A 21,057-nucleotide genomic window follows, 5' to 3' on the forward strand; every position below is an offset into this window, starting at 1 on the left:
AGATGAGAATTATAGTTGATGCAGATGCCTGCCCGGGCAGGCAGATTATTGAGGATTTAGGTAAAGAATATGGTTTGGAAGTAATAATGTACTGTGATATAAACCATGCTTTATTTAGTGATTACAGCTCAATAAGATATATGGACAGTGGCTTTCAAAGTGTAGATATGGCTATTGCAAATGAAGCTAGAGTAAATGACATTGTAGTAACTCAAGACTTTGGAGTTGCTGCTATGGTACTTGGTAAAAAAGCTCATGCTATTGGCCCAAAGGGTTTTGTATACACTAATGAGAATATAGATAAACTTCTTTTTGAAAGACATATTGCCCAAAAGATAAGAAGAAGCGGAGGTAAAACCTCAAATCCCAAAAAAAGAACAAGAGAAGACGATGAAAGATTGCATAAAAATTTAGAAAAATTAATAGTATGTAATAAGAAATAGCATTACTATAATTTGACTTAAAATAGGCCAATATTAATTTAAGGCATAGAGCGGCAATGGCTCTATGCCTTTTTGTCAGTAATTATAATAATGATACTTATAATTTATTTTAATTGTGAAATAAATTAAAGCTTAAGCCTTCAACTTCTACTGAATCAGTTTCTAAAATCCTTAATGTTTCAGTGCCGGCAATATATTTATCAGATGTTACATTCCACTTAGCAAATGGAATATTTAACTTAACATTGTTTTTATTTGCATTAAAAATGACCAAAATATTATCCCATGAATCATTGTTTGCATAGCCACTTAAGGTGAAGGCAATAACATTATTAGGAACATTTTCAATAAAGCTCAGGTGAGCTTTCACACCTTCAGTATTAGGAAGCCTAAAGGCAGGATGTTGTTTTCTTATGTTAATGAGACCTTTATAATAGTTAAATACGTCATAAAACTCAGCTTTTCTAAGCCAATTTATATTATTTATTTCATCAGGACTATTATAGCTATTTTCAATTCCGTTCTTTGTTCTGCAAAACTCCACTCCAGAGTGAAGAAAGGGAATACCTTGGCTCATTAGCACAACTGCATTTGCTAGTTTATGCATGGATTTTTTATCCTCAAAATTATCCTGTGGATTACTACACTGAAGCTTATCCCATAAAGTATTGTTATCATGAGCAGACACATAATTCACTGATTGTGAAGGAGTAATGAATAAGCCTTTATATTTTTCACTATAATTTATAAAACCAGTAATACATTTTTTTATTGTTTGTTCTTGCCCTTGTTTTCCGCTAATAAAGCCCTTATCCTCCTTTGAAAAAACACTTCCTTTTACTCCATCTCTTATACTATCATTAAAATGTCCAATGGAAGGGAACTTATATGAATTAAACATATTGGCTTTTAGGTCCTCTGAAAGCTCAGTATTCATATACCAGCCTTCACCGTAGAGCATTAAAGGCCTCCTCAAGCTGTTGAGAGCTTCTCTAATTTTATTCATTGAATTCACATCTAAAAGCCCCATTAAATCAAAGCGAAGTCCATCAAGATTATATTCATTAACCCAATATAGCGCTGAATCAACTATAAATTTTGCTGCCATAGGCTGTTCAGAGGCTATATCATTGCCGCAGCCACTTCCATCTGAACGTTTACCAGAATTATCGTATCTAAAATAGTATCCAGGAAATATTTTTTCAAAGCTATTTTCAGTATTGTGATAAACATGATTATATACCATGTCCATTACTACACATAATCCATTTTTATGAAGGGTTTTTATTAGTTCTTTTAATTCATAAATTCTACAGGTTGGGTTATAAGGATTAGTGCTGTAGCTTCCTTCTGGTGCATTAAGATTCTGAGGATCATAGCCCCAGTTATATTTTTCAGGATTTTTTTCATCTACACTCATATAACTGAAGTCAAAAATAGGCATCAGTTGAACATGGGTTATGCCCAATTCTTTAATGTGATTGAGTCCAGTGGATAAGCCATCTGGAGAAAAAGTATTCTCCTCAGCTAAACCTAAATATTTACCTTTATTTTTTACTCCACTAGTCTTACTGCCAGTTATATCGCGTATACTTACTTCATAGAGTATAGCATCGGTATAGTTTTTTATCTTTGGAGCAGGAGTATTATAAAAATCGACTGGAGTAGTTTCGTCCATATCAATAATTGCAGCTCTTAAGCCGTTAATACCAACTGCTTTAGCATAAGGATCAACTGCTTCATATTTTTCATTTAATATAACTATTTTATAAGTATAATAGAACCCTTTTAAATCCCCCTGTACCGATACATCCCACAAGCCATTATTATCGTTCATCTCAATTGCTCTAGGAGCTTCGAGGTCATCACCAGTAGAATATAAAAGCAAGGTTATGGAAGATGCAGGTGGAGACCAAACTTTAAAAGTTGTATAATTTTTATAATAGAAGCAGCCTAAAGCTTCATTAGTGAAATATTTGTTGTTGAATTCTTGGCTTTTGTATAATTGCAAGTAACTGCATATAGATGGGTTACCATCATAAAGAAGAGTACAAGGGTTCTTAATATTTATATTACGTTCTGTTTCTAATAAGATAGAGTCTTCTGTAATAGAATAATTTTTTACAGGAAGTGAGTTAGTGCCGTTAAGTACAGTTAATTTTTCTATGGCAAAGTCCGGCAGACTGATTACTTTAATTTTTATACTATTAAAATTAATAATATTTGCTTGTAGTATAAACATGTTACCCTCCTATCAGATAATTTATATCAACTATAAACTGTTATGTTTATAATATCTTTTTTAGCTTACATTTCAAATTATACCATTTTTCTATATGCTGTATTATTATATTATGAATTTTAAGAATAAAATGCAAATATGGCTATAACAGAATATGGAATTGTAGTATAATATAATCTAAGGCATATTATAAACAGGGGATGAGTAGTAGTGAATGAAATAACTGTAGTGTTTAATTTAGAAAGTCCGCAAGAAAAAGAGAAAAATATATTAATAAGTATTGGTGATAGACCAGAAGAAAACTTATTGTTTAAATTTATAATTGGTTGTGATGGTACATGGGAAACTCTTAGAGAGTTTGGCTTTGAAGAAACTGTTGAATGGATGCCTAAAGAAGAGGGTAAATACATAATAATGGTTCAGGCTAAAAGAAAAGATAGCACTAAACCATTTGATTATGTAACTAGACTAGATTATATTATTGGAAAAGTAGAAGAAAAAATTATTAGTAATGTTAATTTGGACAAGCAGCTATTGGATTTGGGAGATAAACTTAAGGTGTCAGTGGATGTAAAAAAGATGCCTGTAATGTATAGATATTGGATTAGAGAAAATGATAACTGGGAATTGGCCAAAGATTATTCCGCAGATAATACTCTGATTTGGAGTGTGAAAAGCACTGGCAAACAGGAAGTGCTAGTAGAATGTAAAACCTTGGATTCTAAAAATAAATATGATGATTTTGAAAAGGTTCAGTTTGAGGTTAAGTCTGTTAAAAAGCTTGAAATTACTAATTTTAAATGTCTTACAGAGGAAATGCTAGTAGGATCTGAACTTGTATTCCAAGTAGATGCAGCTTATCAAGACAACAGAATGATACTATATAAATTTATTAAAATTTATTCTGATGGAAGAATAAAATGCCTTCAGGATTATTCCACAAAGAGGATTGTAGAATATATTGAAAAAAAAGATGGAGATTATAGGTTGCTTTGTATGGCTAGGGACATGTATTCTCAAAATGAGTATGATGATAGAGCAGTAATAAATTATACAGTTAAGCCATATAGGGAAGTATGTATTCAAAGTTTTACTAGTGATTTAAGTTCTCCTCAGATAAGTTCTACAAATGTTACTTTAAAGACTATTGTAAAGGGTGGAAGAGAACTATTATATAGATATATAATAGATGGAAATGAAGGGGAAGATTCAGGCTATATAAAAAATGATACTTACCTATGGAAAACAAAAAAACCTGGTGAATATAAAATTATAGTCTGGGTAAAGGACTCAAGTTCTAAAGAAAATTACGAAGCTTCTAGTACAATGAATTTTACAATAGATGAGCTTAATAGAGAGCCAGCTAAGATACAAGATATAATTTTAGATAAAGACAATAAGCTGGTAAAAAATGATACAGTTAATATTAAGGTTATTGCTCATGGTGGAACTGAGCTTAGGTATAGCTTTCATGTGTTCAAAGATGGTGCTGAAGTTGAGAAGATTGACTATGGAAGCTGCTGCTGGGTAAATTTTACTCCTGAAGAAGGCGGGAACTATGAGATTGAAGCTAGAGTAAAGGATAAATACTCTAAGCGAAATTATGATAGCCATTATGTAATTAATTTAGAAGTGTATGATTTTATGCCTGCACGCATAGATCATATTCTACTACCAACAAAAGAGTACTATGTAGTAGGAGATAATATTTCTTATAGTATTATTACACTAAATACAAAGAAAATTTTAATGAGATATGTAATGTATATAAATGGACACCAAGTGGAGGATACTGGATATGTTAAACATAAAAAGTATGCACTTACTCCAAAGTGCAGCGGTGTTTACTCCTTTCAGATATATGCAAAAAATGTAGATAGTACAAAGGATTTTGATTGCAGAAGAGATATTAAGATTATAGTCCATGAGGCTTTACCTGTTACAAATACCAGACTTCAATTTGACAGAACTAAAATAAACATAAATGAAACTTTAACTGTCACTGCAGCTAGTGAGGGAGGTAAAGAAGTAAAATATGAATTTTATCTAATGGAAAGAGGAGATTGGTGCCTTGTGCAGAGGTACAGCAGAAAAAACTATTATAGTTTTATACCATTTTCCACGGGAAACTATAAAATTCTCGTACTTAGTAAAAGTGAACATAAGAGGTCTGCTTATGAGGACTATGCAATGATGGAGTTTAATGTAGAGTAAACAATGGAATTTAAAAAATAAATTGCCATTGAAAAGTTATATATTTTCTAGGATAATATTATATAGGTAAGAAGTAAGAAGTAATCTATTTATATGTAGGAGTGTGGGTGATATTTTGAAGATAGATAACAGTACAAGTGCAGAAAAACTTATTCAATTTCAGCTCATGACGCAAATTCTTAAGTCTGTATCTGGTGAATCAGGTGCCTTTGAAATGGTTTTACAGAATTTAATGCAGTCAGCCGCTGAAGGTAAGGGGGATCTTAGTTCCTTGGGACTCGGTGAAGAGGACTTAAGCAAGCTTGGATATGGCGGTGGACAATCCCTAGAAGGCATTGTAAGCAATATAAAATCTGATTTTAATAATAGCCTTAGCAGTGGCAACATTACTATTGATGAAGCTGCTGAAAAAGCCGCTGAAAAATACGGAGTAGACAAGGAATTAATAATGGCAGTAATTAAACAGGAGTCAGATTTTAATCCTACATCCACTTCTGGAGCAGGGGCTATGGGCCTTATGCAGCTTATGCCTGGTACTGCTGAATCTTTAGGAGTAAAAAATCCTTATGATGTTCAGCAGAATGTAGAGGGCGGTACAAAATATTTAAAACAACTGCTAGATATGTATGGAAATTCAAAAGAATTAGCTCTTGCAGCATATAATGCTGGTCCAGGGGCCGTGGCTAAGTATAACGGCATACCTAAGTACAAAGAAACTCAAGATTATGTTAAAAAAGTTATGGGTTACTACAAGAATAATATAGGATAAAAGTAAGAAGTGTTTTTAGAAGAATAATATAGTATACTAATTGACAGCCTGAGCAAGGCTGTTTTTATTTTGTTTTAAAGGTTATAATAATCATGGAATATTTTGTGTAGAGAGAGGGAAATAAATGGAGAGATTAGATAAAGTGTTGTCAAACCTTGGATATGGAACAAGAAAAGAAATAAAAGTTTTAGCGAGGTCTGGAGAAGTAGAAGTAGATGGTAAGGTTATAAAAGATAGCTCCTTTCAAGTAGATCCTGAAAAAGCTGTAATTAAAGTTTCAGGTGAGACTATAGCTTATAGAAAATATATATATTTAATGATGAATAAACCAGATGGAGTAGTTTCTGCAACCTTTGATAATAGAGATGAAACTGTTATTGATTTGTTAGAACCGGAATATCAAACATTTGAGCCTTTTCCAGTGGGAAGGCTTGACAAAGATACTGTAGGACTTTTACTTATAACCAATGATGGAGATTTGAACCACAAGCTAATATCACCTAAATGGCATGTTGACAAAGTTTATTATGCAGAGATTGATAAGCCGGTTGATGAAAGTGATATAAAGGCCTTTGAAGCTGGAGTAGAACTTGACGATGGCTATAAGTGTATGCCTGCTAGGTTAGAAATTATTAATTCCAGTGAACATGGTGCTGAGGTTTACGTAACTATTCAAGAAGGAAAATTTCATCAAGTAAAAAGAATGTTTAATAGTGTGAATAAGAATGTTGTATATTTAAAAAGAATAAAATTTGGCGCATTATCCCTCGATAGTAATTTACAAGAAGGAGAAAGTCGGGAATTGTCGAATGAGGAATTGATACTTTTGAAGCAAATTTAATATTATTATAAACAAACAAGAAAGTGTATATACAGGTGAAAATATGAATAGATTATAGTCATATTAATATATTATTTACAATTTAATTTGCAAAAATACTTGCATTTTAATTAGAAATTTAATATAATAATCTTGCAAGGATAAATAAAAAGATAAATAGCCCCCTTTTTATTTATTAAAAACAGCCTCGCCCCAAAGGCTGTTTTTCGTTTTTTTGTCATTTTTAGAAGTTCGACAAAATTTGATGTTGCTTTATCTCGAAAAATAAATTATTTATATAGAATTATATATAAAAAAAGCAGAGATTTTTTCTCTGCTTTATTCATAGGATACTTTGGCTTCAACATATTTAAATACTGTAGTGAATACTGTAGTCATGGTTAAATAGAGTATAGCTGCTATAAAAAATATCTCTAATGGTTTAAAAGTGGTACTAACCATTTGCTGTGCAGTTCTCATCAAGTCTACCATAGCAATAGTAGAAACAAGAGAAGTATCTTTAATAAGTGCAATAAATTCATTAGTCATAGAAGGAATCATTCTTTTATAGCTTTGAGGTAATATTATTATAAATACTGTTTGCCAATAATTCATTCCTTCAGTTGCTGCTGCTTCCCATTGGCATTTGTCTATAGATTCAATAGCACCTCTTATAACTTCTGCGATATAGGCTGAGATATTTAAGGTCAATCCTATAACTGCTGCCGTAAATGGTTCAAGTTTAATTCCTATTTGAGGAAGACCATAATATATTACAAATAATTGCATAAGTAAAGGTGTGCCTCTGAAGAACCAAGTATAAAAGCTGCCGATAGCTTTGAAAACATTATTTTTGCTTATTTTTGTAAAGGTTATAAGCAGTCCTAATATGCTTCCTAATATCATTGAAATGAATGTAAGTTCTACTGTTATAAGACTTCCCTTTAAAAGTACAGGAAAGAAGTTTTTAATAATACTTATATCCATAAATTCGCCTCCTTTCAGTAATCGCACTGAGAAACTTGCCATAAATAATTTCATGGCAAGTTATAGATTTAAGGTCATCTAAAGCTTTAACCTGCTCAAATCTTAAAATAGAAATTTAACATAATTATTATTTTGTAATATTTTCACCAAACCATTTCTTAGAGATGGATTCCATAGTTCCATCTTTTTGCATTTCATCTAAAACTTTATCAAATTTATCTTTTAAAACTGTGTCTTCTTTTCTAAAGCCTATTGCAATTGGTTCTTTTGAAAGGGACTGTGAAAGAACTCTATATTTATCACTGTGCTCTTTAATGTAATATCTGCCAACAAGCTCGTCTACAACAACTGCTTGAGTTCGTCCTATAGCAAGATCTTCAAGAGCCTCAGTATTTTTTTCGTATTTTTTTACTTCTTTAATAGTTCCTACTAAAGGTTTCATTGCTGCTTCACTAGTACTTCCAAGTTGGACACCTACAATTTTACCTTTTAAATCTTCTGGAACATTTATATCAGTATTGTTTTTAGAAACTACTACTATTTGATTTCCTTGCAAATAAGGCTTTGAAAATGCTATTTGCTGTTCTCTTTCGGGAGTAACACTTAAAGATGAAAGAATAATATCAAATCTTTTAGCATTTAGTGATTGAATTACTCCGTTCCAGTCAGTAGGCATAAATTCAAACTTTATATTTAACCTCTTTGATATTTCATTTGCTAAGTCTATGTCAAATCCTTGAAGATTATTAGAACTATCTCTAAATTCCATAGGTGGAAAAGAATCGTCCATACCAATAACAATTTTTTGTTGCTTGTCCGAAGGTGATTCAGACTTTTTAGTGCTGCAGCCAGATAAGCCAGCAATGAAGACTGTAGAAATTAATGTTAAAGCTATAAATTTAATTCTTTTATTTATCATTTTAAACTCTCCTTTTTTATAAATTATTAGTGACAAGATTTATTATACTTTAGTATGGTAGCGTTGTAAAGTACTAAAATAAAAAAATTATTTTATGCTGGAATATTGTACAGTAAAATGATAGAATTTATGTAGATACATTATTTGAACCAACTAAAGTTATGAGGGGTGTAATCAATGTCAAATTATAGTTCAAAATTGGAAAGCAAGCAGATGGATTTTCTCTGTGATGCTATTCTTAGTTTGGAAACAAGAGAAGATGTATACAGATTTTTTGAGGATATATGTACAATAAATGAAATAAAGGATTTAGAGCAAAGACTTCAGGTGGCGAAGATGCTGAAGCAAAAGAGAACTTATCAGGATATTGCTAGCACAACCGGTGCAAGCACTGCAACTATAAGCAGGGTAAATAGATCTCTAAACTATGGAAGCGATGGTTATAATAAAGTATTTGAAAGAATTGATTGGCATAAAGATTAAATAGGCACCACCCAAAAGGTGGTGCTTAAATTTTGTATTGAGATATTAGTTATATTTTCAAATGTTATATATAAGCATAAATATGATATAATGAAAGGTATGAATTAGAGAGAAAGATTGCTATATGCTTCAACTGAGAAGCGAGGAGGAAAGTAATGGACTTAAAAAGTTTATTAAATAAAGAACAGTATGATGCAGCAAATACTATTAATGGACCAGTACTTATTTTGGCTGGAGCAGGATCTGGGAAAACTAGAGTGCTTACTTATAGAATAGCGCATATGATACAAGATCTTGAAATTTGGCCATCACAGATATTGGCCATTACTTTTACTAATAAAGCTGCAGGAGAGATGAAGGAAAGAGTTAAGGCACTTGTTGGCGATGAAGCAAATAATATGTGGATATCAACCTTTCACTCAAGCTGTGTAAGGATATTAAGAAGAGAGATTGATAAGCTTGGTGGATATAACAAAAATTTTGTAATATATGATAGTTATGATCAAAAAACTCTTGTTAAACAGTGTATGCAAGAACTTAATGTAAATGACAAGGATATTGATGATAAAGAAATTATTAATAAAATAGGTGATGCTAAGGATAATTTTATTACTCCAGAGCAGTTCAAAAGAGACAATCAATACAATTACAGAATGAATAAAATAGCAGATGTTTATATGATGTATCAGAAAAAATTGAAGAGTAATAATGCTTTGGATTTTGATGATATAATTTTTAAGACAGTTCAGCTTTTTAAAGAACATGAGGATGTGCTTGAATTTTATCAGAGAAAATTTAAATATATTATGGTGGATGAATACCAGGATACTAACATGACTCAATATGAGTTTGTTAGATTACTAGCTGCTTCACATAAAAACATTTGCGTTGTAGGTGATGATGACCAATGTATTTACGAGTGGAGAGGTGCTAATATTAGAAATATTTTGGATTTCGAGAAGGATTATCCTAATGCTAAGGTTATTAAGCTTGAACAGAATTATAGATCTAAGGGAAATATACTAGATGCAGCCAATTATGTTATAAAAAATAACATTGAAAGAAAAGATAAAGTTTTAAGAACTACCAATGAGTCTGGAGAAAAAATAAGAATCTATAGAGCACCTTCAGACATTGATGAAGGAAACTTTGTAGCAAGACAGATTAAAAATCTAATGGAAGCAGAAGACAGAAGCTTTAAGGATTTTGCTATTTTATATAGAACTAATGCTCAGTCTCGTATATTTGAAGAGAGCTTCATGAAGTTTAATATACCTTATAGACTTATAGGCGGACTTAAATTCTATGATAGAAAAGAAATAAAAGATATAATGGCATATTTAAAGCTAATTAATAATCCATTGGATGATTTAAGTCTTAGAAGAATAATAAATGTTCCAAAGAGAAGCATAGGAGATGCCACTGTAGCAAAAATTCAAGACTTTGCAAATAGTATAGATGAATGTCTATATAGTGTATTGCTTGATATAGAGACTGTACCAGGGTTAACTGCAAGAAACATGACTTGTATAAATAAATTTGTAGGTCTAATTAATAGCTTTATATTAAAAAAAGATGAGATAACGGTATCTGAGCTTATTGAGGACATACTAGAGCAGAGTGGATACCTTGAGGAACTTAAAAAATCTGGTGATATAGAAGACCAAAGTAGAATTGAAAACTTAAAAGAATTAGTTTCTGCAGCTGTTGAATTTGAGCAGAGAGCTGAGGACAAATCATTACTTTCCTTTTTAGAAGAAGTGACTTTGGTTTCTGATATAGATAACTTTGATGAGGAGGCAGATACTGTAGTTTTGATGACCTTGCATAGTGCAAAGGGACTTGAATTCCCAGTGGTATTTATGGTTGGTATGGAAAATGGAATATTTCCAGGCCAGGCATCCTTTAATAGTGACAGTGAAATGCAGGAATCAAGAAGATTATGTTACGTTGGAATAACAAGAGCAAAAGAGAAGCTGTTTATGACCTCTGCGGAAATAAGAAGAGTATTTGGTAGAACTGTGGCTTATGCATCTTCAGACTTTATAAACGAAATACCTACTCATCTTAAAGAATATGCAAACATGGCTACTAGGAGTGGATTTGGAGGGCAAAGTTCTTCTTATAATGGAGGAATTGGCAGTAAAAGCGTTATGTATAATCAAAATACTATTGGTAATGTAAAAACACCATCAAATATACAGAACACTACAAGTATGTCTTATAAGACAGCACTGGCTGGATTAAATAATTCTGGAGGAAAAAAGCTAACCCCAGAGGAAGCCACTCTAGGAAGAAAGGTTAAACATCCTAAGTTTGGAGTTGGGACTATTGTTAGTGCAAGCAAGGATGGCAGCGATGTGAAGTTGACTATAGCTTTCAATACTATGGGGATAAAAAATCTTTTGCTTAGTATAGCAAATTTAGAAGCAGTATAATTTTAGGGCACACTAAAGATGTGCTCTAAAAATACATAGAAAATTATTAATGAAATAATGAAGGAGGATTTAAAATGGAACGTGAACAAAAAATAGACAGAATTAAAGAGCTCATAGAAGAACTCAATAAATATGCCTACCAGTATTATGTTCTAGATAATCCAACTATTTCTGATAAAGAATACGATAAGAAATACGATGAACTTATATCGCTGGAAAAAGAGACAGGATTTATTCTGCCATATTCACCATCTCAAAGGGTGGGAGATGTCATTTTATCTGAGTTTCAAAAATATACTCATAAGGGGAGACTATGGAGCTTAGATAAGGCTCAATCATTGGTGGAATTAAAGGAGTGGGACATTAAAAGCAGGAAATTTGTTGAAGAATATAACAAAACTCACGAAGATAAGCTTCCTAAAGTAAGTTATGTTCTTACTAAAAAGTTTGATGGTCTTACTTTAAATTTAACCTATGATGACAGCGGAATTCTTGTAAAAGCAGCTACAAGAGGTACTGGAACCATTGGAGAGGATGTAACGGCTCAGGCAAAGACTATAAAAGCTATACCACTTAAAATAGATAATAAGCATTTGCTAGAAATACATGGTGAAGCCATTATGACTAAACAAGCATTTGATGCGTACAATAGCTCTTCAGAGGTACCTCTGAAGAATTTAAGAAATGGTGCAGCAGGAGCCCTTAGAAACTTAAATCTAAAGGAAACAGCTAAAAGAAATTTGTCAGCCTTTTTTTATGATATTGGTTATAATGAAGGTGATCCATTTAGAAGTTATATTGAAATGATGAATTTTATAAAAAGCAGTGGGTTTCCTGTAGATGACTATATGAAGGTTTGCAGTACCTATGAAGAGATGGAAAAAGAAATAGACTATATTGAAAGCATTAGAAATGACTTAAACTATGATATTGATGGTGTTGTGGTGGTAATAGATGATATGAGAACAAGGGAACTCATGGGGTATACTATAAAGTTTCCCAAATGGGCGATTGCGTTTAAATTTGAGGCACAAGAAGCTACCACTACACTATTAGATGTGGAATGGAATGTTGGTAGGAGCGGAAGAGTAACACCTACAGCAATACTTGAACCAGTAGAACTCGCCGGAGCAACTGTTAAAAGGGCTACCCTTAATAATATGGATGATATAAGCAGGAAAGGGGTTCGAATAGGAGCTCAAGTTTTTGTTAGACGTTCCAATGATGTTATACCAGAGATAATGGGAGTTTCGGAAGATTCCTTAGAGGGAACAAAAGAAATTGACCCACCTAAGAATTGTCCTTATTGTGGCAGCGAATTGGTTCAAGATGGAGTGCATTATTTTTGCGAAAATACGCTATCTTGCAAACCCCAAATGGTAAAAAGTATCGTCCATTTTGGTAGTCGAGAAGCTATGAACATTGAAGGCTTTAGCGAAAAAACTGCAGAACAGCTTTTTGAAAAGTTGGACATTAAGTCCATAGCTGATTTATACAGAATAGACAAAAATGAACTGCTTACCCTGGAAAAGTTTGGTGAAAAGAAGGCTCAAAACTTACTAGACGCTATTGAAAAGAGCAAGAATTGTGAGCTTTCATCTTTTATATATGCTCTAGGTATCCCTAATGTAGGCAAAAAAACTGCTAAAGATCTAGTAAAAAAATTTAAGACTCTAGAAAATATTATTAAGGCCAGCTTAGAGGAATTGGTTTCCATACAGGATGTTGGAGATATTGTAGCTGAAAGTGTATTAGAATTCTTTAAAGAGGAAAAAATAATTAATAGTATCGAAGAGCTGATTAGCTTAGGAGTAAAAACTCACCATGAGGAAGAGGATGTAAAGGAAAATAGCTTTTCAAATAAGACAGTTGTAGTTACAGGATCATTAGAAGGGTATAGTAGAATAGAAATTAAAGAAAAGCTTGAAGCACTTGGAGCAAAGGTATCGGGAAGCGTAAGTAAAAAAACAGATTTTGTGTTGGTTGGAAAAGAGCCTGGATCAAAATATGATAAAGCAGTGGAACTTGGAATTAAAGTCATTACAGAAGAAGAATTTAACCATATGCTTTAATTACTTACATAATATGTAAAGTGCCTTTACAAATTTAAATAATTGTATTATTATTTAAAGTGTTAAAAATTTGTCTTGCATAAGAAGCTAACATAATAAATATTAGGATTTAGATAGAACATAAGGAAAACGAGGGGCGAGAGTGATGAAAAAAACCATAAATATGCTTGGATGGGTTAGCGTTTTTATAACCATACTTGCATTAGTATGTACGATTTTAACTACATATCACTTTACGTATATTAAATATTTTAATGATTATTATACCCTACAATGGTGCTTGTTTTTTACTATGCTTATATGGGGAATTAAAACCTTTGACATAAAAGCAAGCTTAAATAATATAATGTATACTATAATTTGTATTTTGATGGCAGCAGGAACTATTTTCTTTATGTACATGAAAGTATATTAACAGTTTTAAAATACACCAGTATTTTTATATATTGGTGTATTTTTTTGCCTTTAATTCGTAGGAAAATAAATATTGCAGTTATAAATGAATATTAATAATTTAAGATAAATCATATACTTTAATGTGAACTTATTATGCTTAATGGGAGGCCTAAATGCAAAGGGTTTTCGACAGCATGTATCTTAAACTTAGAAAAGAAGAAATTGGGAAAGCAAGATTTAGATTGAAGACTATAAAGATGGATTCAGTACTACAGAATATAACCAAGAGCTGTTGGAAATTTAATTTACCTTATGAAATTTATTTAAAAACAAAAGATTGTGTAGTAATAAAACTATTGGGCTTAAGCGAATCTGTTTTAATCAAATACCATAATAGAGATTTGGTTTCAATTAGCGATATTAATATATTTATAAATGAAATAGATGAGACAAGTGCTGATAGGGGAATTTATATTACTACAGGAAGATTTAAGGTACGTAAAAAATATATTTCTTTATTAGAAAAAGAAAAGAACATTGTACTTGAAGATGGAACAAGTTTTATTATTGAGCAGTTGGGGATTCAAGGGAGGGTAGAGGAAGCATTAAAAGAAAACAGATTGAAATTTTATAAATATTTTCCTAATTAGGATTTGAAGGTTTATTTTTAATAGCAAAGGCAATAATTAAAATAATTATGTTTTACTGCAAATACTTTAAAATGGAGAAAACACATGAAAAAGTATATAAAAAAATTAACTTCAGTTCTAATTGTAATTTTCATGGTTACTTTTACAAGCTGCGTAGAGAAAAAGGCACCAATATCCTCAATAAAAGCAACTGAACTTAATAGTATAATATGTAGTTTTGGAGATAGGCCTAAAGATTTAATATCTCTAGACAATAACAGCATAAGGCAAAAGGACCTTTTATTAATGCTGTTTGAGGGTCTTGTGAGAATAGACGAGAATAACAATATTGTTCCTGGCATAGCTGAAAACTGGATTGTAAGCAAGGATGAGCTTACTTATACTTTTAACATAAGAAGTAATGCTCAATGGAGTGATGGTATAGAGATAACAGCAAAAGACTTTGTAGATTTTTTCTCAGTTGTACTTAATCCAAAAACAAATAACATATATGCAAGTACATTATTTCCTGTTTTTGGAGCACAGGAATATAGAGAAGGTAAGCGTGGTTTTGATGGAGTTGCTATAAGAGCTGTAAATGATAAAACTTTAGAGTTTAAATTAAATTCACCATGCAGTTATTTTCTGGATATTATAAGCAATCCAGTATTTGTGCTTAGAAAAATAGATTCAAGCTTAATTGATTGGGATAAAAATTATAAAGATATCCAGTTTAGCGGGCCGTATAAAATACAGGAAGTAAAATCGAAGGATGAGGCTTTACTTATTAGAAATGAAAATTATTATAATAAAGCTGAGGTAAAAAGTGAAAAAATATGGGCTGAATTTATAGAAAGCAGAGAATTTGCACTAGCTAGTTTTAAAAATTCAAAAATAAATGTTATGGCTGACCCTCCTGAAAATGAAAGCGCATTTCTCATGGGTGCAGATGAGGCTATAGCAATGCCTATTGAAAAGGGTGTTGGACTAAGTTTTAACTTGAAAGAAAATGGTATAGCATCAGATGTGAATTTTAGAAAGGCTTTAGCTAATGTAATTAATAGAGAACAAATACTAGAAAATGATTTAAACGGGGTAGGGAGAGCAGCTAGTGCCTATATCCCTAATTTACAAGAGAGCAAGTCTAATAAGCCTTTTTTTAATACGTATGGAAACACCAACTTAGCAATGAGTTATTTAAATAAAAGTAAATATAATAAAAAAGATAACATAAAACTCATATATATAGAAGAAAATCAGAATAAACAATTATGTGAAGCTGTGGCAAAAAATGTTAGGGATGCTCTTGATGTTCCAATTCAATGTATAGGTTATAATGAAGAAGAATTTAAAGAAGCTATGCAAAAAGGAGAATATGATATTGCAGCTAGTGAGTATACAGGATTATATAGTGATTCTCTAGCATTTTTAGAAGGTTGGCGTACAAATAGTAATGTTTTTGGATATAAAAATACAGAATTTGATAGTTTGGTTGCAAAGGCTAAGGTGGAAAAGGATAAGACTAAAAGGAAGGAATTTATATCAAAGGGTGAAGAAATATTACTTTTAGACCTGCCAGTAATACCTATATATTATGAAAATTTAGTTGTATGCAGAAAAAGCAATGTAGAAGATATTTACATAACTAAAGAAGGAAACTTAAAACTGGATAGAGCATATGTAAAGTCTTCAAAATAATAAATATTGAAGAAGCTCCCTTTAATTTTAAAGGGAGCTTTTGTTCAAGTTTAAAAAATAACTCATTAAAATTAATCTGGGTTTTCTATCCACAGGCTATTTTTTAAATATAGAACTAGGAAGAAAATAAGCATGTTTTTACTGCTGTCAAAAGTAGGCTTTCCTGAACTAAATATTTCTTTTTTTCTATTATAAGTTACGTTTTTCATGAATATAGATGATAATTCATTGGCTTCAGGGGTTGGAATAGTGGCCATTCTAAAGTTTTGTTCATCAAGTAAATCTTCAGATTTAGAACTAAAATTTTTATATCTTTCTACATCGTCTAAATCTGGGCTAGAAGGCCAGCTTGTTATTATCCCTGAGTCCATTACTTGACGTCGATACACATCTAAAATAATACTATTGTCTTCGAGATTATCATCAAAGTTCTTTTGATGATGCATGATGCTTAGTAAATACAACATTATATCTGTACAGGAGTAGTTAATTTCCTTTTTGTTATTTTCTTTTACAAAGATACCTAATTCAGGGCTATAGAGTTTTAATAATGAATTGTAAATTTCTTTAGCTGAATCCTTAAATTTATAAATATCAGTGTTTTCATATAGAAGCATATGATTTAAAAACATAAAACAGTTATTTTCAACATTACTACCCAAAATCAAGCAGTTATTTTCTATACAATTATCTAAAAGAAATTCTGATATATCTACTAGTAGAATTTTAGCTTCCTCTGATTTGGAATGTTTATAAAATATGTTTAGACATAGGCATATTTTATTTAATTCATCCTGAGGTAGAGTGTACAGTTCTTCACGATACTGTAAAAACATATTCAATATATCAAATGAAAAGTTTTTATAGTCAGGTCCATATTTTTCTGGGTCAAAGCAGGAGTATCTGTAAAATGATGCCATTATAATTGCTTGATCAGAAAATTTAAATTTTTTATTTTTTTCTTCAAACTCCAAATCATTGGAGAGAGTTGTTGAAATGTTTTTCTTATCAACAAAAACTCCTTCTATATTTCTTAAATACGATGCATAAAATTCAAGCTGCTTCCTTGCAAGAGTTAAGTACAATTGACTTAAGGTATATTTTTTTGCATCAACGCCTTCAAAGGATTTATAATAAGGTACTAACTCCAAAAGTGATAGAGTCATAAGGCCATTACTCCAAACATTAACCTCCTGCTTGAAGGTATCTTCATCCCAGCATATACTTTTTTCAGAGTCTATTAGCTTAGGTGTTGCTTTTTTATAAATGCATAAAAGTGGAGAAAAAGAACTAAGTATGTTAATATCAATATTAGGTATGTTTTTCATTTTTAGTTCACTTATGGGAACGGTGACTCCACACTTTGAATTTAAAACAATGTTTTTTAATGTTTCTTTTGATAGATGAAAAAGCTGATTTTCAATATTCTTAGTATTTAAAGTGTTAATTCTCAAAAATGGGCCTATATACTTCAATAATTTCACCACCATAAATTAATCCTTATATAAATAATATGAAGTATATAGTTAAAATGTGCATAAATACCTTATAAAAGAAAGGAAGAATTTTCATGAAGGTTGGAAAACTTAATTGGGATGATTTAAAATCAATTATTGATGAGAATAGAGGGTATAAAAGAGAAGATGTCAGGATTAGAAGCTCTATTGGTGAAGATTGTAGTGTAATTAATTTTGGTGATTATGAATGCATACTCTCAACTGATCCTATAACTGGAGCAGAAAGCGGCATTGGCAAGTTAGCTGTTCATATAAATTGTAATGATATAGCCTCCTCGGGGGTAGAACCAGTGGGTATTCTTGTTACAATACTTGCACCAGAAAATACTACTTTGGATCAAATAAAGCAAGTTATGAAGGAAATACATGAAGAAACTCAAAAATTAAATGTAGAAATTCTAGGTGGACATACAGAAATAACAACTGCAGTTAATAGAATAATAGTGTCATGTACAGCAATAGGAAAAGGACTAAAAGAAACGGCAGTTGCTACTGCAGGAGCAAAAGTTGGAGATGATATTGTAGTTACAAAGCAGTTAGGCATGGAAGGTACTGCAATTATTGTGAACGATTATTATGATACAGCAAGGGAAATATTATCAGCAAGTGAAATAGAAGAAGCTAAAAATTATGTAGAGGAACTTAGTGTGGTAAAGGAAGGAATTATCTCTGGGAAATTTGGTGTGAATTCAATGCATGATATCACTGAAGGGGGAGTACTAGGGGCACTTTGGGAAGTTGCTAAAGCTAGTAATGTAGGATTTAGAGTTTATAAGGATAAGATGCCTATTAGTGAAGCTACTAATAAACTTTGCAATAAATATGAAATAGATGTATTGAGGTTTATATCCTCTGGAAGTATGCTTATCACTACTGATAATGGCGAAGCACTTGCTAAAAAGTTGAAAACGAAAGGTATTAATGCTGCTATTGTAGGTAATATTACTAACGATAAAGGGATACTGATTGAGAACCAGGTTGAAATAGAAGTTGAACCACCAGAGAGAGATGAATTATTTTCACTTCAAGAAAAGATAAATAAATTTACAAGATAAATATATTATATGATATCATAGATAGTGAATTTCTATAAAAATAGTATTTTTGATAAAATACATAGAGTATTAAGGTTACCAAGTTTATTTTATTAGACTAATCTACGTTAATAGGATTACTTAAATGAAAAGTAATAGACATATAAGGAGGATATTATGAGAGTTGATGGACGTCGTAACGATCAATTGAGAAATGTTAAAATAACTAGGAATTATACAAAATATGCAGAGGGATCTGTACTTATTGAAGTAGGAGATACTAAGGTAATATGTACAGCATCTATTGAGGATAAAGTACCACCTTTTTTAAAAGGAACTGGTGAGGGATGGATAACCTCCGAATATAATATGCTTCCAAGATCAACCCAGACAAGAAAGCCTAGGGATATATCAAAGCTAAAAATAGATGGTAGAACAATGGAGATTCAAAGGCTTATAGGAAGAGCTTTAAGATCAGTGGTGGATTTAAAGGCAATTGGTGAAAAAACGATATGGATAGATTGTGATGTTATTCAAGCAGATGGAGGTACAAGAACTTCATCTATTACTGGCGCATTTGTGGCCTTAGTAGATGCAGTGAACAAGCTTCATAAACAATCGCCCTTTGATGTATACCCAATTAGGAACTTTGTCAGCGCTGTGAGTGTAGGGATTGTTAAGGATATTAAAATCCTAGACTTGTGCTATGCTGAAGATTCTATGGCAAAAGTGGATATGAATATTGTTATGACAGATGAAGGTGAATTTATAGAGGTACAAGGGACTGGTGAAGAAAGTCCATTCTCTAGAAAGGATTTGGATGAATTACTCGCCTTAGGGGAAAAAGGAATTAAGCATATGACTCAGATTCAAAAGGATGTTTTAAAAACTGATTGTCTATGGATTGGAACTGGCAAAAGATAATATAAATTTACATAAGAAGAAAGCTTAACGAACAAAAATAGAATAAAGGAGAAAAGTAATGAAAAGAATTATAGTAGCAAGTAACAATGCTCACAAGATAAAAGAAATTAAACAAATTTTAGAAGCCTTAGAGTTTGAAGTAATATCACTAAAAGAGGCAGGAATAAATGTTGATGTAGAAGAAAATGGAAATACATTTATGGAAAATGCCTACATTAAAGCTAGTGAAATACATAAGCTTCATAAAGAAGATTTAATATTAGCAGATGATTCTGGACTAATGGTTGATGTTTTAGGGGGAGCACCTGGCGTATACTCTGCTAGATATGCTGGAGAACACGGAAATGATAAGAAAAACAATGAAAAACTATTAGCAGAATTAAAAGGTAAGAAAATAGAGGAAAGAACAGCTAGGTTTGTTTGTGCAATGGTTCTAATTACTGATGATGAAAGAGTTATAAAGGTTCAAGGTGAGATTGAGGGATATATCAAGGAAGAACTAAGTGGTGGTGGAGGTTTTGGATATGATCCTCTATTCTATGTTCCGGAATATGAAATGACTTTTGGAGAGATGACTGAAGAAATGAAAAATAGTATAAGCCATCGCTCAAGGGCATTAAGTAAATTAAAAGAAGAACTTCAAAAAATCAAATAATTAATATAAAATATAAGAATGAAGAATTAGGAAGTTAAAATCCCTGGTTTTTCATTCTTATTTTGCTAATAGAAAGCATAACACTTTAGTGTTTATGGAGATAAAACGGGTAGCCTGCCCATGGGAAACGGCAAGAATAAGTTACCCCCGTGTGACCACTGATAAGGAGGTAAAAGTCCTAAATGGACTTTTACGGGTAACCTGCCGATGGAAATCGGCAAGAATAGGTTACCCCGTGCGACCACTGATAAGGAGGAGACATATGAAAATAGGAGTAATGAGTGATACCCATAGACATTATTCATCAATAAATGAAGGAATTAAGCTGCTAGGGGACATAGATGAGTTAATTCATCTTGGAGATAATACCGATGATGTTGAAGTTATTAGAAGAAGTTTTACGGGTAAAATATATAATGTAAAAGGAAATTGCGATTTTAGCAGTTCAATACCTAGCGAAAGAATAGAAATTATAGAAGGAAAAAAGTTCTTTATAACTCATGGACATAGATATGATGTAAAATATGATTTGCTTAATTTAAGATATAGGGCAGAGGAGCTTGGGGCAGATGTAGCATTATTTGGGCATACACACCAGTCCTACATATCCTATGAACAAGGCATATGGATAGTTAATCCTGGAAGCGTATCTCTTCCAAGAGATAATGTAAAAAGTATTGCAGTTATTGAAATTACTGATGAGGGAATAAATCCGTATTTAAGATGCATAAAATAGATAAAAAAATTAAAAATAGGTATTGACGAAATTATTTATATCGTGTATTATAATACATGTCGCTGGGCGATGCCAAAGCAA

At 31.6% G+C, this 21,057-nt stretch carries 18 protein-coding genes; 14 read left to right on the top strand and 4 right to left on the bottom strand.

The window, feature by feature from the left end; translation table 11 throughout:
- The first annotated feature begins 2 nt into the window (after positions 1-2).
- The gene (locus bsdE14_RS14610) at positions 3-443 is read left to right on the top strand and encodes a YaiI/YqxD family protein (protein ID WP_264850714.1); all 441 of its coding nucleotides are present in this window, start codon (positions 3-5) and stop codon (positions 441-443) included.
- Positions 444-552: 109 nt separating this feature from the next.
- Here the strand turns inward: bsdE14_RS14610 and pulA are convergent, their stop codons facing one another.
- Entirely contained in the window at positions 553-2,685 is a 2,133-nt protein-coding gene (gene pulA, locus bsdE14_RS14615) for a type I pullulanase (protein ID WP_264850716.1), read from the bottom strand.
- A gap of 210 nt (positions 2,686-2,895) precedes the next feature.
- Between pulA and bsdE14_RS14620 the strand changes: the two genes are divergently transcribed.
- The 3 genes from bsdE14_RS14620 to bsdE14_RS14630 all read left to right on the top strand — a co-directional run bounded on the left by bsdE14_RS14620 (position 2,896) and on the right by bsdE14_RS14630 (position 6,509).
- The gene (locus bsdE14_RS14620; protein ID WP_264850717.1) at positions 2,896-4,899 is read left to right on the top strand and encodes a triple tyrosine motif-containing protein; all 2,004 of its coding nucleotides are present in this window, start codon (positions 2,896-2,898) and stop codon (positions 4,897-4,899) included.
- A 166-nt stretch (positions 4,900-5,065) separates the two neighbouring features.
- Positions 5,066-5,668 carry a lytic transglycosylase domain-containing protein gene (locus bsdE14_RS14625; protein ID WP_435382609.1) on the top strand — a complete coding sequence of 201 codons (603 nt, stop codon included), beginning with the start codon at positions 5,066-5,068 and terminating at the stop codon, positions 5,666-5,668.
- A 124-nt stretch (positions 5,669-5,792) separates the two neighbouring features.
- Positions 5,793-6,509: a pseudouridine synthase gene (locus tag bsdE14_RS14630; RefSeq protein WP_264850719.1), complete on the top strand. Its 717-nt coding sequence runs from the start codon at positions 5,793-5,795 to the stop codon at positions 6,507-6,509.
- Positions 6,510-6,827: 318 nt separating this feature from the next.
- Here the strand turns inward: bsdE14_RS14630 and bsdE14_RS14635 are convergent, their stop codons facing one another.
- Both bsdE14_RS14635 and bsdE14_RS14640 read right to left on the bottom strand, forming a co-directional pair.
- On the bottom strand, positions 6,828-7,475 hold the full coding sequence (locus bsdE14_RS14635; protein WP_264850722.1) for an amino acid ABC transporter permease: 648 nt from the start codon (positions 7,473-7,475) through the stop codon (positions 6,828-6,830).
- 127 nt (positions 7,476-7,602) lie between these two features.
- Positions 7,603-8,394: an amino acid ABC transporter substrate-binding protein gene (locus bsdE14_RS14640; protein WP_264850724.1), complete on the bottom strand. Its 792-nt coding sequence runs from the start codon at positions 8,392-8,394 to the stop codon at positions 7,603-7,605.
- A 177-nt stretch (positions 8,395-8,571) separates the two neighbouring features.
- Here bsdE14_RS14640 and bsdE14_RS14645 point away from each other — a divergent pair, with 177 nt between their 5' ends.
- The 6 genes from bsdE14_RS14645 to bsdE14_RS14670 all read left to right on the top strand — a co-directional run bounded on the left by bsdE14_RS14645 (position 8,572) and on the right by bsdE14_RS14670 (position 16,110).
- Positions 8,572-8,877: a YerC/YecD family TrpR-related protein gene (locus bsdE14_RS14645; protein ID WP_264850725.1), complete on the top strand. Its 306-nt coding sequence runs from the start codon at positions 8,572-8,574 to the stop codon at positions 8,875-8,877.
- A gap of 155 nt (positions 8,878-9,032) precedes the next feature.
- Complete coding sequence (gene pcrA / locus bsdE14_RS14650) at positions 9,033-11,315, top strand: DNA helicase PcrA (protein WP_264850727.1); 2,283 nt, start codon at positions 9,033-9,035, stop codon at positions 11,313-11,315.
- Positions 11,316-11,389: 74 nt separating this feature from the next.
- Positions 11,390-13,387: an NAD-dependent DNA ligase LigA gene (gene ligA, locus bsdE14_RS14655; protein ID WP_264850728.1), complete on the top strand. Its 1,998-nt coding sequence runs from the start codon at positions 11,390-11,392 to the stop codon at positions 13,385-13,387.
- A 145-nt stretch (positions 13,388-13,532) separates the two neighbouring features.
- Positions 13,533-13,802 carry a hypothetical protein gene (locus tag bsdE14_RS14660; protein ID WP_264850729.1) on the top strand — a complete coding sequence of 90 codons (270 nt, stop codon included), beginning with the start codon at positions 13,533-13,535 and terminating at the stop codon, positions 13,800-13,802.
- Between the two features lie 154 nt (positions 13,803-13,956).
- On the top strand, positions 13,957-14,433 hold the full coding sequence (locus bsdE14_RS14665; protein WP_264850730.1) for a hypothetical protein: 477 nt from the start codon (positions 13,957-13,959) through the stop codon (positions 14,431-14,433).
- Positions 14,434-14,517: 84 nt separating this feature from the next.
- Positions 14,518-16,110 carry a peptide ABC transporter substrate-binding protein gene (locus tag bsdE14_RS14670; RefSeq protein ID WP_264850731.1) on the top strand — a complete coding sequence of 531 codons (1,593 nt, stop codon included), beginning with the start codon at positions 14,518-14,520 and terminating at the stop codon, positions 16,108-16,110.
- 71 nt (positions 16,111-16,181) lie between these two features.
- Here bsdE14_RS14670 and bsdE14_RS14675 read toward each other — a convergent pair whose 3' ends face one another.
- A complete protein-coding gene (locus bsdE14_RS14675) occupies positions 16,182-17,594 on the bottom strand; it encodes a hypothetical protein (protein ID WP_264852273.1) in 1,413 nt (470 codons plus the stop codon).
- An 86-nt stretch (positions 17,595-17,680) separates the two neighbouring features.
- Between bsdE14_RS14675 and bsdE14_RS14680 the strand changes: the two genes are divergently transcribed.
- The 4 genes from bsdE14_RS14680 (at position 17,681) to bsdE14_RS14695 (ending at position 20,976) form a co-directional block, all read left to right on the top strand.
- Positions 17,681-18,682 carry an AIR synthase family protein gene (locus bsdE14_RS14680; protein WP_264850733.1) on the top strand — a complete coding sequence of 334 codons (1,002 nt, stop codon included), beginning with the start codon at positions 17,681-17,683 and terminating at the stop codon, positions 18,680-18,682.
- A 156-nt stretch (positions 18,683-18,838) separates the two neighbouring features.
- On the top strand, positions 18,839-19,585 hold the full coding sequence (rph, locus tag bsdE14_RS14685; protein WP_264850735.1) for a ribonuclease PH: 747 nt from the start codon (positions 18,839-18,841) through the stop codon (positions 19,583-19,585).
- Between the two features lie 58 nt (positions 19,586-19,643).
- Positions 19,644-20,240 (top strand): XTP/dITP diphosphatase, encoded by a 597-nt coding sequence (locus tag bsdE14_RS14690; protein WP_264850737.1) that lies wholly within the window; start codon positions 19,644-19,646, stop codon positions 20,238-20,240.
- Positions 20,241-20,502: 262 nt separating this feature from the next.
- Complete coding sequence (locus bsdE14_RS14695) at positions 20,503-20,976, top strand: metallophosphoesterase (protein ID WP_264850738.1); 474 nt, start codon at positions 20,503-20,505, stop codon at positions 20,974-20,976.
- Positions 20,977-21,057: the final 81 nt, after the last annotated feature.

It is taken from the genome of Clostridium omnivorum (assembly GCF_026012015.1).
GTDB lineage: Bacteria > Bacillota > Clostridia > Clostridiales > Clostridiaceae > Clostridium_AX > Clostridium_AX omnivorum.